Here is a 14,326-nt window from a genome sequence, read left to right as displayed (position 1 = left end):
GCGGGCGCGTGACTTAGCTGAACAGGCGCAGGGCGCGCGTCGAGCCAGCCGGGATATCGGCCGATTCCATGGCGCTGTAGAAGGCGGCGACCTGTTCGGCGATATCGGCCAGTGCGACATCCGACAAGGGCTGGTCGCTGTCGTCGACCATGGCGCCACCCAGGCGTGCGGCCAGGGAACGGGCGCAGGCCACCAGCGCGCCGTAGCCGTCGCGGGCGGGCGCCACGCGCGGCACGTCCAGCAACAGCGTCAGGCGTTCGGTGGTTTCATCGGCCTGGCTGGCATTGGTCGACAGCGCGAACAGGATCTCGCCCTCGCCGTCCTGCATCACCAGGTAACCCTCGGTGCGACGATCGAAGCCCTGCCGACCCAGCGCCGCCAACAGCGTCGACAGGCTCCAGGGCGCGCCGCTGGAGCGCACGTTGACCGACAATTGCACGTCGTGGTCGGCGATGAACTGGTGCAGCGCCTGGGCGGTGCGGATGACGTCGGGCATGTCGGGCAGTTCCGGCTCGCCATTGAGGGAATCGGTCAGGTCGCGCAGGCGCATGACCAGTTCCGAATACTCGATTTCGTTCATGGCATTGCTGCGATTGGCCAGTTGCGCGCCCGCCAGCAAGGCGTTGTAGACGCCGCCATGGGCCACGGCTTCCCATTCGCCGTCGAGGCTGCGGCCGATGAAATGCACCGGCTTGTTGCCGACGTGACGCAGGCCTTGCAGCGCGGGCAGCAACTTGTCGCCCCGCAGCGGTGCTTCGAGGGCAATCGGAATGTTGCAATCGATCAACTCGTCGACCGGCAACTCGCGGCGCACGCGTGGCTGCAGTTGCGCCTGCATCTCTGGCGGCGGCGCGAACCCGGGGGCCTGCTCGATCGGGTCTTCGGCGCCGGCGATGACCTGGGCCACGGTGGACTGTGGCGCCTGCGCCAGCGACCCGGCGATGGCAGCGTCGACCGCTTCACGGCCAGCCTCGGTCACGGGCGCCACGTCACCCAGGTAGGGCTCGCGCGACTCTTCCACGGCCTGGTCGAGATAGGCCTTGACCGGCGCCGACACGGGCTTGCGCTCGGGCAGGTCGTAGAAGCCGGGTTCGACCCGGCCACCATCGTCGCCGCTGGCGGCAAATTCAGCCCGTTCACCGCCGGCCACCGGCGCATGCTGCGGCTCGCCCTGCTCGTCGGGCGACATCAGCACATCGTCGTGCGAGGAAGAAAAGGCGCGCTCGACGGTCTTGCGGGCCTTGTGCTCCTGCCATTTGTTATAGGAGATGACGCCGACGACGAAGACGCCGCCGATCACGATCAGGCTGGTCTGGAGATCGATCATGCGGCACGACCTTTCGCACCGGCAGGCAGGGAGGGGGCGACGCGTACGTCGATGCAGCGTGGCATGTTCGGCTCGATAAAGCGGTTCATTGGAACAATCCGAATCCTAGAGTCTGGGGGGCAGACCGCAGCCACACCGGGCGGCCGACGCCCGCGTTCCCACGGCACGTCGCCTGCGCGACACGGGGCGGCGCAGGCAAGGCTGGAATCGGCAAACGGGCGAGCGGCAATATTGCGGTCAAGATGTTGTTATTGTTGATGGCCCGAAGGCCGCAAAAGCATGTCTGGCCTGACGTCAAACCTGTCAGGACGGATGTATGACAAGGTCCTCAGGGTAGTGTTCCGCCCCGCCATTGTCAAGCCGACAAAGGACGGGCGCAAGCACCTCGCCGGGATTGCCGCAGCGGCAACACCGGCCACCGCAAAGCCGCTTACGCGGCTTGCTCGGCGCTGGCGAAATTGGAGGCCGACTCCATGTCCACGGCCACGATGCGCGACACGCCCTGCTCCTGCATGGTCACCCCGATCAGTTGCTGCGCCATTTCCATGGCGATCTTGTTGTGCGAGATGAACAGGAACTGGGTGTGCTCGGACATGCGCTTGACCATGTTGGCGAAGCGCTCGGTGTTGGCGTCGTCCAGGGGCGCGTCGACCTCATCGAGCAGACAGAATGGCGCCGGATTGAGCTGGAACATCGAAAACACCAGCGCCGTCGCCGTCAGCGCCTTCTCGCCACCCGACAGCAGGTGGATGGTGGCGTTCTTCTTGCCGGGCGGCTGTGCCATCACCTGCACCCCAGAATCGAGGATTTCGTCGCCCGTCATCGTCAGTCGGGCCTGGCCGCCGCCGAACAGCACCGGGAACAGCTCCGAGAAGTGATGATTGACCTTGTCGAAGGTGTCTTGCAGCAGGCCGCGGGTCTCGATGTCGATCTTGTGGATCGCATCCTGCAGCGTGGTGATGGCTTCGTTCAGGTCGGCGTGCTGGGCATCCAGGAAGTGCTTGCGCTCGGACGCCGTGGCCAGCTCGTCGAGCGCGGCCAGGTTGACCGCGCCCAGCGCGGCGATGGCGTTGGTCAGGCGCGTGACTTCGCCTTGCAGGTAGGACGGCCGCATGTCGGCGGTCAGCTTCTCGGACAGCGCGGCCTCGTCGGCTTGCGTCTGCGCCAGCGCTTCGGCGAACTGCTCCTGGTTCAGGCGCGCGGCCTGTTCCTTCAATTGCAGTTCGGTGATGCGGTCGCGCTGCGGCTGCAGGCTGCGTTCGGCCTGCAGGCGGCTTTCGTCGTGCTGGCGCAATTGCTGCGACAGCTGGTCGAGCTCGTGGCGGGCGTCGGCCAGTGCGCGCTCCTGGTCGGTGCGGCGATCCAGCAGTTCCTGCAGGCCGGCCTGGGCCGCCTGGTCGTCCAGGCTTTCCAGCTCCAGGCTGCCCTGCTGCATGCTGGCGAACAGTTGCGCCGCCTGCTCCAGGGCGGTGGCGATGCCGCGCTTCAATTCCTCGATCTTGCTGCGATGGGACTTTTCGGCAAATTCGGTTTCCTGGGCGGCACGCTCGAGTTCGCGCAGGCGATTGCGGGCGTCGTTGAGCTGCTGCTCGCGGCCCAGGTAATCGGTCTGGCCGTTCTCGTGCTGCTCCTGCAGCTCGGCCAGTTCGATATCGAGTTGCTCGAAACGCGCCTCGGACTCGGCCTGCACCTGCTGCTGTTCGGCTTCCTGCATGCCGATTTCCTCGAGGTCGGTCGAGATCTGGGTGCTGCGCTGGTTGAAGCGCTCCTGCACCTCGGCCAGTTTCATGACTTCGATCTGCAGGCTGTGGGTCGACTGCGTCAGGCCAGTGACGCGCTGGCGCAGCTCCTGCAGGCGGCCCGATGCCGCCGACAGCGCTGCCTCGGCGCGCACCGCGCGGCCCTTGGCTTCTTCGGCCAGCATGTACTGGGCGCGCTGCTGCTTGGTGATGTTCTCGATTTCCTGCTGGCGCGCCAGCATGCCGTCCTGCTCCGAATCGGAGGCATAGAAGCGCACGCTGGACTGGCTCACCACATGGCCGCCACGGGTGACGAACAAACCGCCCAGCGGCAGCCGCCCGCGTTCGGCAAAGGCGGTCGCCGTATCATCGGCGACATAGATCTGGTTCAGCCAGTCCTGCATCAACGCGCGCAGGCCCGGATCGTTCAATTGCAGCAGGCCGATGAACGGCTTGAGCCCGTTGACCGGCGCTTCCGGCGCGGCCACCACGGTGTTGGGGGCGTACAGCGCCAGCTTGGCCGGCGGCGCGTCCGAGAAGAAGGCCTTGGCCCAGTCCAGGTTGGACATTTCCAGCGCCGACATGCGTTCGCGCAAGACCGCTTCGAGCGCGGTTTCCCAGCCCTGCTCCACGTGCAGCTTCTGCCACAGGCGCGGCAATTCGGCCAGGCCGTGCTTTTCGAGCCAGGGCTGGACCTTGCCTTGCGCCTGCACGCTTTCCTGCAGTTGCTTCAAGGCCGACAGGCGCGCCTCCAGCTGGGCATTGGCCGAGGTCTCGCGACTGACCAGCTCTTGCGCGGCGCGGCGTTCTTCTTCCAGGCGCGGCTGGTTCTCTTGCGCCTCTTCCAGGAACATGCCCGCTTCTTCCAGCGAGGCCTGCTTTTCTTCGAGTTGCAGGCGCAGGTTGGACAAATGCATGTCGTCCGGCATGGCCAGGCCGGTCTTTTCCTGCATCAGGCGCTCGCGACGCGATGCCAGGCCGGACAGGATGTTGGAGGCATTGCGCTGGTGCGTCGACTGCAGTTCGATCTGCTGCTGGACCTGCATGATCTTGCCGCGCGACTCGGTGGTCTTCTGCTGCGAATCGCGCCAGGCCAGTTCCAGCGCCGGCAGGCGCTCGTTGGCGTCCTGCACCGACTGCTGGGTCTGCTCGACGCGCATGCCGAATTCTTCGAGCGCGATCTCGGCCTCGGCCAGTTCGTCCTGTTGCTGCGAACCCTGGCGCTGCCATTGGTCGCGCTGGACGGTGAGCGAATTAAGCTGGGTCTGCAGGCGATTGCGCGATTCGATGACGAACTTGATCTGCGCCTCGAGGCTGCCGATCTCGGAATTGGTCTGGTACAGGTGGCCCTGGGCCTGGTGCAGGCGGTCGCCGGCGCCATAGTGCGCCTGGCGCATGTGCTCCAGCTCAGTCTCGACATGACGCAACTTGGCGGTCTGCTCTTCGAGGTCGATCTGGGCCCGTTCGATCTCCTTGAAATGCTTTTCCTGCTCGGCCTTCGCTTCGTTCTTGCGCAACAGCCACAACAGCTTCTGCTTTTCTTCCTGGTCGTTCTGCAGCTCGTGGAATTTCTTGGCCACGGCGGCCTGCGCCTCGAGCTTCTCGAGGTTGGCGTTGAGCTCGCGCAGGATATCTTCCAGGCGGGTCAGGTTTTCGGCGGTGTCGTGCAAGCGGTTTTCGGTTTCACGACGACGCTCTTTGTACTTGGACACCCCGGCGGCCTCTTCCAGGAAGATCCGCAGCTCTTCCGGACGCGCCTCGATGATGCGCGAGATCATGCCCTGGCCGATGATGGCGTAGGCGCGCGGCCCCAGGCCGGTGCCCAGGAAGATGTCCTGGATGTCGCGCCGGCGCACCGACTGGTTGTTGATGTAATAAGACGAGGTGCCGTCGCGGGTGAGCGTGCGCTTGACGGCGATCTCGGCATACTGGCCCCACTGGCCGGCGGCCTTGCCCATGGCGTTGTCGAACACCAGTTCGACCGAGGCGCGCCCGGCCGGCTTGCGGTGGGTGGAACCGTTGAAGATGACGTCCTGCATCGATTCGCCGCGCAGCTCGGAAGCCTTGGATTCGCCCAGGACCCAGCGCACGGCATCGATGATGTTGGACTTGCCGCAGCCGTTAGGCCCGACCACGCCGACCAGCTGCCCCGGAACCTGGAACTGCGTGGGCTCGACGAAGGATTTGAATCCCGACAATTTAAGGGAGGTTAGACGCACGTTATCGACAGATGTAATTAAGTGAGTGGAAGCGACGCGGTCGCTTGCGCAAAGGCCGGTATCATAACATCGCGCGTCTGCGCTTTCCCGGAAAATCGGCCCGCCCAGGGCCATGCCGAGGTCCCGATCGCAGCCAGCGGCCAAGCGCTATTGCCGCTGATGCAAAAACGCCCCGACCAGGCGGGGCGTTCGGCGCAAAACCTTAGAAGGTTTCCCACTCATCGTCGTCGCCGGCCGGCTTGCCGCGCGGCTTGGCCGTGGCCGCCGTCGGTGCAGGCAATGGCTTGGCCGCTCCTGCCGGACGGCTCGCCGGCTGGGCCAGCGGCTTGGCCGCCGACTTCACTGGCGCCTTGACCGATGCCGACACCGGCGCCGACGACTTGACCGGCGCCGGCTTGGGCGCCGAGGCCCTCGCTGGCGCCACGACCTCGGCCTGCTCATCGACGCGGAAGGTCGAGACGGCCTGTTTCAGGCGACGCGCCTGCTCTTCCAGCGAACCGGCTGCCGCCGCAGCCTGCTCGACCAGCGCCGCATTCTGCTGGGTGACCTGGTCCATCTGGCCGATGGCCTGGTTGACCTGTTCGATCCCGTGGCGCTGCTCTTCCGACGCCGACGAGATCTCGCCGACGATATCGGTCAGGCGACGCACCGCGTCCACCACTTCGCCCATGGTTTCACCGGCGCGCGCCACCTGTTCGGAGCCGCTGCCCACGCGCTGCACCGACACTTCGATCAGCTCCTTGATTTCCTTGGCGGCCTGCGCACTGCGCTGGGCCAGGCTACGCACTTCGGAGGCCACCACCGCAAAGCCACGGCCCTGTTCACCAGCACGCGCCGCCTCTACTGCCGCGTTCAGCGCCAGGATGTTGGTCTGGAAGGCGATGCCATCGATGACGCCGATGATGTCCGAGATCTTGCGCGAGCTCTCGGTGATGCCTTCCATGGTCTGCACCACCTGCCCCACCACGTCACCGCCCCGGCTGGCGATGTCGGAGGCGCTATTGGCCAACTGGCCGGCCTGGCGGGCATTATCGGCATTCTGCTTGACGGTCGACGTCAGCGAATCCATGTTGGATGCGGTGCTGGCCAGGGAACCGGCCTGCTGTTCGGTGCGGGACGACAGATCGAGGTTGCCGGCGGCGATCTCGCGCGCGCCGACATCGATGGCGTCGGTGCCGAGGTGGATACCCTTGATCACGGACGCCAGGCGCTCACGCATCGATGCCATTTCGAACAACAGGCTCTTGGTGTCGCCAGGCCGGGTATTGACCTTCACGGTGAGGTCGCCGGCGGCGATGCGGGTGGCGATATCGACCGCATAGGCGGGCTCGCCGCCGAGGCTGCGCGTGATGCGGCGGATGATGGCCAACATCATGGCCGACACCACCCCGCCCACCACCAGCAGGATCGCCAGCAACTTGGACAGGTCGGCACGGAACTGGGCCTCGACGTCGTTGAGGAAGACCCCGGTGACCAGATACCAGTCCCAGGCTTCGTTGCGCACCAGGTAGCTCAGCTTGCGGGTGCGGTTGCTGTCGTCGGCGCCGGGCAGGCGGCCCATGTATTCGACGAAGCCCTGCTTCTGCTCCTTACCGACCTTGACCATCTCGACGTAATACTGCTTGCCGTCGGAGTCCTTGCGATCGGCCACGTTCTTGCCGACCACGCTCTTGTTGGTGGGGTGCATCAGCACCACCGGCTGCGAGTCGAACACGAACAGGTAATTGTCGCCGTCGTAGCGCATGGCGGCGATGCGCTCCAGCGCCTGCTTCTGGGCGTCTTCCTTGGAGACACGCCCGGCGGCGACGTCAGCCACATAGCTGGCGACGACGCCGTTGGCGGCCTCGACCACCCGGCGCAAGCCATCCTTGCGCTCCTCGATCATGTTGCCACGGGCGCTGAAGGCGGACCAGGCGGCCAGCAATAGCAGACCGACCCACATCACGACCAGGGCGGACAGCAGTTGTGCTTTGAGACTTTTCATTGTTTTATTCTCCGGGGGGGAAACTTGCCCGCATGCAATCAGGCAATGGGCTGCTGCATGCAGTTTTTGGCGAGTCGCCACATTACGCCCAAGGCGAGCCCGCCGATCCGTCGAATACACGGCCTGGCGCCCCCTGTTTTTGCGGTTGCAGCAGCGCCGCATGCTGCCTGCGCGGCGATTCGTTGCCTCCGGAGCAATGTTCGGCCATGTCATTGCGCCAACACCATCGCACCGCGGGCGCTCATGAAAAGCGCCAATGACGGTATAATCGCAAGCTTTTCCAGCCCCTTTGCACACGTCGCACGCGCCCGACCTGTCGCCCCGGGGCTTTTCCCTTTGCGCGTCGCGAATCGCTAACTCCGTGAATCCCTTACTCGACCAGTTACAGCCCTACCCCTTCGAAAAGCTCAAGAAGCTGTTTGCCGGCGTCACGCCGTCGGCCGCCTATCGCCCCATCAGCCTGGGCATCGGCGAACCGAAGCATCCGACCCCGGCATTCATCCAGCAGGCGCTGGCAGACAATCTGGGCGGCCTGGCCAACTACCCTGCCACGTTGGGCAGCGAGGCGCTGCGCGGCGCTATCGCCGACTGGCTCGAACAGCGTTATGCGATCCCGCGCCCCGATCCGGCGACCCAGATCCTGCCCGTCATCGGTTCCCGCGAAGCCTTGTTCGCGCTGGCCCAGACGGTGGTCGACGCCAGCCGTCCGGGCGCGCTGGTGATGTGCCCCAACCCGTTCTACCAGATCTACGAAGGCGCGGCCTACCTGGCCGGGGCCCAGCCTTACTTCGTCAATTCGGACCCGGCGCGCAATTTCGCGCCGGACTTCAGCCAGGTGCCGGACGAAGTCTGGTCGCGGGTGCAACTGCTGTTCGTCTGCTCGCCCGGTAATCCGACCGGCGCGGTGCTGTCGCTGGAGGACTGGAAAGAGCTGTTCGCGCTGTCCGACCGCCACGGCTTCGTGATCGCCTCCGACGAGTGCTATTCGGAAATCTATTTCAAGAACGATCCGCCGCTGGGCGGCATGCAGGCGGCCCAGTTGCTGGGTCGCAGCGGCTATCCGCGACTGATCTCGTTCTCCAGCCTGTCCAAGCGCTCCAATGTGCCGGGCATGCGGTCGGGCTTCGTCGCCGGCGACGCCGATATCCTCAAGAAATTCCTGTTGTATCGCACCTACCATGGCGCCGCCATGAGCCCTTCGATCCAGGCCGCCTCTGCCGTGGCGTGGAAGGATGAACAGCATGTGGCCGACAATATCGCCAAGTACGTGACCAAGTTCTCGCAGGTCACGCCCTTGCTGCAGGAAGTGCTGGACGTGGCCTTGCCCGACGCCGGCTTCTACCTGTGGGCCCATGTCGGCAAGCGCCTGGACATCGACGACGTCGAATTCGCCCGTCGCCTGTACGCCGAATATAATGTCACCGTCCTGCCGGGCAGCTATCTGGCGCGCGAGGCGCATGGGGTCAACCCCGGCGCCGGGCGCATCCGCATGGCGCTGGTGGCCGAGGTCGAGGAATGCCTGGAAGCGGCGCAACGGATCGTCGCCTTCGTCAACCAACTGGCCGTGCGCTGAGCGCACACCAACTCTTTTTTACCCAACCGTTCATAGAAATCAACATGACACAGTCCATTCAGCAAATCATCGATCAGGCGTGGGAAGACCGCGCCAGCCTGTCCCCCAAGTCCGCGCCTGCCGACATCCGCAGCGCGGTGGCAGAAGTGATCGCTGGCCTCAACGATGGCACCCTGCGTGTTGCCAACCGCCAGGCCGTGGGCCAATGGGAAGTCAACCAGTGGGTCAAGAAGGCGATCCTGCTGTCGTTCCGCCTGGAAGACAATGCGCCGATGTCGGCCGGCACCGGCTACCCGCAGTTCTACGACAAGGTCCCGACCAAGTTCGCCAACTACACCGCTGAAGACTTCGCCCGCGGCGGTTTCCGCGTGGTGCCGCCGGCAGTCGCCCGCCACGGTTCCTTCATCGGTCGCAACGTGGTGCTGATGCCGTCCTACGTCAACATCGGCGCCTACGTCGATGAAGGCACCATGGTCGACACCTGGGCCACCGTCGGTTCGGCCGCTCAGATCGGCAAGAACGTCCACCTGTCGGGCGGCGTCGGCATCGGCGGCGTGCTCGAGCCAGTCCAGGCCGGCCCGGTCATCATCGAAGACAACTGCTTCATCGGCGCCCGTTCGGAAGTCGTCGAAGGCGTGATCGTCGAAGAGAACTCGGTGCTGTCGATGGGCGTGTACATCGGCCAGTCGACCAAGATCTACGATCGCGAAACCGGTGAAGTGCATTACGGTCGCGTGCCGGCCGGTTCGGTGGTGGTGCCGGGCAACCTGCCGTCCAAGGATGGCAAGTACAGCCTGTACGCTGCGATCATCGTCAAGAAGGTCGATGCCCAGACCCGTTCGAAGACGTCGATCAACGAACTGCTGCGCGGCGAGTAAATCGCCCGCGACGGGCCGTTTGCAACGGACCGTTCCCGACGCCGCGCCGGATGTGTTGCACACCGGCGCGGCGTCGCATTGTTAGACGAGACAAGCATGACCATTACCCTCTACGGCATTCCCAACTGCGACACCGTCAAGAAGGCCCGTACCTGGCTCAGCGAGCAAGGCATCGAATACACCTTCCACGACTTCAAGAAAGCCGGACTCGACGCCGCACAGGCACAGGCCTGGCTCAAGGATGTCGAGCGCGACGTGCTGGTCAACCGCAAAGGCACCACCTGGCGCGCGTTGTCGGATGAACGCCGTGCATCGATCACCGATGACGCCGCCGCCGTGGCGCTGATGGTGGAAAACCCGTCGGTGGTGAAACGGCCGGTGCTGTTCGACGGCAAGCAATATCACGTCGGCTTCAAGGCCGACCAGTATCAACAACTCTTTGGCAAATAAATCATGAGCAAGACGCTGGCCCTGACCCAGGAACTGATCTCCCTCTCTTCGGTAACCCCCGACGACAAAGGCTGCCAGGCCAGGCTGGCCGAACTGCTCGCGCCGCTGGGCTTCGTGTGCGAAACCATCCAGTCGGGCGAGGTCACCAACCTGTGGGCGCGCCGCGGCACCGCCCAGCCGCTGCTGGTGTTTGCCGGCCACACCGACGTGGTGCCGACCGGCCCGGTGGACCAATGGCAATCGCACCCGTTCGCGCCGACCGTGCGCGATGGTCGCCTGTACGGTCGCGGCGCGTCCGACATGAAGACCTCGATCGCCGCCATGGTGGTGGCCTGCGAAGAATTCACCGCGGCCCATCCTGACCACAAGGGCTCGATCGGTTTCCTGATCACCAGCGACGAAGAAGGCCCCGCCACCGATGGCACCGTGGTGGTCTGCAATGCCTTGAAGGCGCGTGGCGAACAGCTGGACTACTGCATCGTGGGCGAGCCGACGTCGGCCAAGACCCTGGGCGACATGATCAAGAATGGTCGTCGCGGCACGATGTCGGGCAAGCTGACGGTCAAGGGCATCCAGGGCCATATCGCCTATCCACAACTGGCGCGCAACCCGATTCACCAGGCCGCGCCGGCGCTGGCCGAACTGGTGGCCGAGCAATGGGATGCGGGCAATGAATACTATCTGCCGACGTCCTGGCAGGTGTCCAACATCCATGGCGGCACCGGCGCCTCGAATGTGATTCCGGGCGAAGTCGTGATCGACTTCAACTTCCGCTTTTCGACTGCCAGCACGGTCGAAGGCCTGCAGCAACGGGTGCACGCCATCCTCGACAAACACGGCCTCGACTACGATCTGAAATGGACCGTGGGCGGCCGCCCCTTCCTGACGCCACGCGGCGGGCTCAGCGATGCGCTGGCGCAGGCCATTCGCGACGAAACCGGGCTGGAGACCGAGCTCTCGACCACCGGCGGCACTTCGGACGGGCGCTTCATTGCCCAGATCTGCCCGCAAGTCATCGAGTTCGGACCGCCCAACGACAGCATCCACAAGATCGACGAGCACATCGAATTGCGCTACATCGATCCGCTCAAGAACATTTACCGCAAGACGCTGGAAAACCTGCTGGGCTGATCCATGGTCCCGGCCGATGCCGGGGCCATGGCGCGCAAGTTGCCTGCAGTAGACGTCACCCTCGAAAGAACCACATGAGCACCCAACATTTCTCTACCGTGCGCGACCTGCTGCGCTACGCCGTGACCCGTTTCAATACCGAGCAGCTGTTCTTCGGCCACGGCAGCAGCAATGCGCTGGACGAGGCGGCCTACCTGATCCTGCATACGCTCAAGCTGCCGCTGGACCAGCTCGAACCGTTTCTCGATGCGCGCCTGCTGAGCGACGAGATCGCCGCCGTGCTGGCCGTCATCGAACGCCGCAGCAAGGACCGCGTGCCGGCCGCCTACATCACCAACGAAGCCTGGCTGGGCGCCTATCGCTTCTATGTCGACGAACGCGTGATCGTGCCGCGTTCCTTCATCGCCGAATTGATCCCGCATCACTTCGCGCCCTGGATCGACGACCCCGACGCGATCGTCAATGCGCTGGACCTGTGCACCGGTTCCGGTTGCCTGCCGGTGCTGCTGGCGGATGCCTTCCCGCAGGCGCAGATCGACGCCGTCGATATCTCGGCCGATGCGCTGCAGGTGGCCCGCAAGAACGTCGACGGCTACCAGTTGCAGGAGCGCATCAACCTGGTCGAGTCCGACCTGTACACCCGACTGGCGCCGCGCAAGTACGACCTGATCATCAGCAATCCGCCGTATGTGAATTCGGGCTCGATGGCCAGGCTGCCAGCCGAATACCTGCGCGAGCCGCAACTGGCGCTGGCCGGTGGCGAAGACGGCATGGACCTGGTGCGCACCATCGTCGCCGGCGCGGCCGAACGACTGACGCCGGAAGGCATCCTGGTGGTCGAGATCGGCAACGAGCGCGCCTTTGCCGAAGCCGCCTTCCCCGAGCTGGAACTGACCTGGCTGACCACCAGCGCCGGCGACGACATGGTGTTCTTGCTGACGGCCGAACAATTGCAACTGGCTTGATGCCCTACTGAAGATTCGCGACCCATGATTCGTTTCCAGCAAGTTTCCCTCATGCGCGGCATCAAGCCGTTGCTCGACCGTGCCGACCTGACGCTCAACCCGGGCGACAAGATCGGCCTGATCGGCGCCAACGGCGCCGGCAAGTCCAGCCTGTTTGCCATGCTGCGCAATGAGCTCCATCCCGACGGCGGCGATATCGATTTCCCGTCCCGCTGGCGCATGGCCTACGTGGCCCAGGAAACGCCGGCCCTCGATCGCGCGGCGATCGAATACGCCATCGACGGCGACGTCCACCTGCGCCAGCTGGAAGCTGAACTGGCGCACACCGAAGCGCAACCCGACAGCGCCGAGATCGGCATCCGCATCGGCGAATTGCATGGCGCGCTGGCCGACGCCGACGCCTACACCGTGCGTTCGCGCGGCGAGCAGTTGCTGCTGGGCCTGGGCTTTTCGCTGGAACAGATGGAGCTGCCGGTGGCCAGCTTCTCGGGCGGCTGGCGCATGCGCCTGAACCTGGCGCAGGCGCTGATGTGCCCGTCCGACCTGCTGCTGCTGGATGAACCGACCAACCACCTGGACCTGGACGCCATCATCTGGCTGGAAGACTGGCTCAAGCGTTACCCGGGCACGCTGATCATCATTTCCCACGATCGCGACTTCCTCGACGGCGTGGTCAACGTGATCGTGCATATCGACGACCGCAAGCTGAAGCGTTATTCGGGTAATTACTCGTCGTTCGAACGCCAGCGCGCCGCGCAACTGGAACTGATGGCGGGCATGATCGAAAAGCAGCAGCGCCAGCGCGCGCACCTGCAATCGTTCATCGACCGCTTCAAGGCGCAAGCGACCAAGGCACGCCAGGCGCAAAGCCGCATGAAGGCGCTCTCGCGGATGGAAGAACTGGCGCCGCTGCGGGCCGCGGCCGAGTTCTCGTTCGAGTTTCGCGAACCGCTGGCGGCGCCCAATCCGCTGCTGGTGATGGACGCGGTCGACGCCGGTTATCGCATTCCCGACGGCGACGACAACACGATTGCCAAGGTGATCGTCAAGGGCATCGACTTTTCGCTGCAGACCGGGCAACGCATCGGCCTGCTGGGCGTCAACGGCGCCGGCAAGTCGACCCTGATCAAGACCATCGCCGGCGAGATCGATCCGGTCAACGGCACCGCCCGCCTGGGCAAGGGTCTGGTGATCGGTTACTTCGCGCAGCACCAGGTCGAGATGCTGCGCCATGACGAATCGCCGCTGTGGCACATGGTGAAGCTGGCGCCCACTGTGCGCGAACAGGAACTGCGCAACTTCCTGGGCAGCTTCAACTTCGACGGCACCATGGTGACGGCGCCCATCAAACCCTTCTCGGGTGGCGAAAAGGCGCGCCTGGCGCTGGCGCTGATCGTCTGGCAGCGCCCCAACCTGCTGCTGCTGGATGAACCGACCAACCACCTCGACCTCGAAACCCGCGAAGCGCTGACGATGGCGCTGGCCCAGTTCGAAGGCACGCTGATGCTGGTGTCGCACGATCGACACCTGCTGCGCGCCACCACCGACCAGTTCCTGATCGTGGCCGAAGGCCGCCTGCAACCGTTCGACGGCGACCTCGACGACTACAAGGACTGGCTGTTCAAGACCAAGCTGGCCGCCAGCAAGGAAGCCAAGCCAGTGGCTGCCGCCGCCGTGGCCGCCCCGGCGCCGGTCAAGGTGCAGGTGCAGGTCGAGGCGGCAGTGCCGGCGGGAGACCGCAAGGAACAGAAACGCCTGGACGCGCAACAGCGCCAGCAGGCGTCGGCCCAGAAGAAGCCGATCGAGACCCGCATCAAGCGCCTCGACGAGCAGATCGCCAAGCTCAATGCGCGCCGCGCCGGCATCGAGACCCGACTGGCCAGCCCCGACATCTATGACGCCGCCAACAAGGAAGAGCTCAAGACCCTGATCACCGACCAGGCCTATTGCGCCCGTGAACTGGACACGCTCGAAAACGAATGGCTGGCGCAGCAGGAGGCGCTGGAACAGCTGGGATAAGGGGAACCAGCCGATGCAGCCGGGCTCGCATAAGCAACTTA

9 protein-coding genes are annotated in these 14,326 nt (G+C 64.8%); 6 read left to right on the top strand and 3 right to left on the bottom strand.

The features are described 5' to 3' along the window. Window positions 1–13: 13 nt before the first annotated feature. The 3 genes from LBW87_RS05165 to LBW87_RS05155 form a co-directional block, all read right to left on the bottom strand. Window positions 14–1,327 carry a cell division protein ZipA C-terminal FtsZ-binding domain-containing protein gene (locus LBW87_RS05165; RefSeq protein ID WP_225200381.1) on the bottom strand — a complete coding sequence of 438 codons (1,314 nt, stop codon included), beginning with the start codon at window positions 1,325–1,327 and terminating at the stop codon, window positions 14–16. A 430-nt stretch (window positions 1,328–1,757) separates the two neighbouring features. Further along, window positions 1,758–5,285, bottom strand: coding sequence for a chromosome segregation protein SMC (gene smc, locus LBW87_RS05160; protein WP_225200380.1), 3,528 nt, complete (start codon window positions 5,283–5,285; stop codon window positions 1,758–1,760). Between the two features lie 202 nt (window positions 5,286–5,487). Beyond that, window positions 5,488–7,269 carry a methyl-accepting chemotaxis protein gene (locus LBW87_RS05155; protein ID WP_225200379.1) on the bottom strand — a complete coding sequence of 594 codons (1,782 nt, stop codon included), beginning with the start codon at window positions 7,267–7,269 and terminating at the stop codon, window positions 5,488–5,490. 361 nt (window positions 7,270–7,630) lie between these two features. Here LBW87_RS05155 and dapC point away from each other — a divergent pair, with 361 nt between their 5' ends. From dapC to LBW87_RS05125, 6 genes are all read left to right on the top strand, one after another. After that, window positions 7,631–8,842: a succinyldiaminopimelate transaminase gene (gene dapC, locus LBW87_RS05150; RefSeq protein WP_225200378.1), complete on the top strand. Its 1,212-nt coding sequence runs from the start codon at window positions 7,631–7,633 to the stop codon at window positions 8,840–8,842. A 44-nt stretch (window positions 8,843–8,886) separates the two neighbouring features. Further along, window positions 8,887–9,720, top strand: a complete 834-nt coding sequence (dapD, locus tag LBW87_RS05145; protein ID WP_225200377.1) for a 2,3,4,5-tetrahydropyridine-2,6-dicarboxylate N-succinyltransferase — start codon at window positions 8,887–8,889, stop codon at window positions 9,718–9,720. Window positions 9,721–9,816: 96 nt separating this feature from the next. Further along, entirely contained in the window at window positions 9,817–10,170 is a 354-nt protein-coding gene (locus tag LBW87_RS05140; protein WP_225200376.1) for an ArsC family reductase, read from the top strand. Window positions 10,171–10,173: 3 nt separating this feature from the next. Next, window positions 10,174–11,301: a succinyl-diaminopimelate desuccinylase gene (dapE, locus tag LBW87_RS05135; RefSeq protein WP_225200375.1), complete on the top strand. Its 1,128-nt coding sequence runs from the start codon at window positions 10,174–10,176 to the stop codon at window positions 11,299–11,301. 74 nt (window positions 11,302–11,375) lie between these two features. Further along, on the top strand, window positions 11,376–12,266 hold the full coding sequence (gene prmB, locus LBW87_RS05130; RefSeq protein ID WP_225200374.1) for a 50S ribosomal protein L3 N(5)-glutamine methyltransferase: 891 nt from the start codon (window positions 11,376–11,378) through the stop codon (window positions 12,264–12,266). Window positions 12,267–12,290: 24 nt separating this feature from the next. Continuing rightward, complete coding sequence (locus LBW87_RS05125; protein ID WP_225200373.1) at window positions 12,291–14,285, top strand: ATP-binding cassette domain-containing protein; 1,995 nt, start codon at window positions 12,291–12,293, stop codon at window positions 14,283–14,285. Window positions 14,286–14,326 lie beyond the last annotated feature (41 nt).

The sequence above is a fragment of the Herbaspirillum sp. alder98 genome (assembly GCF_020179755.1).
GTDB lineage: Bacteria > Pseudomonadota > Gammaproteobacteria > Burkholderiales > Burkholderiaceae_D > Herbaspirillum.
This window is presented reverse-complemented; position numbering and strand designations above follow the sequence as displayed.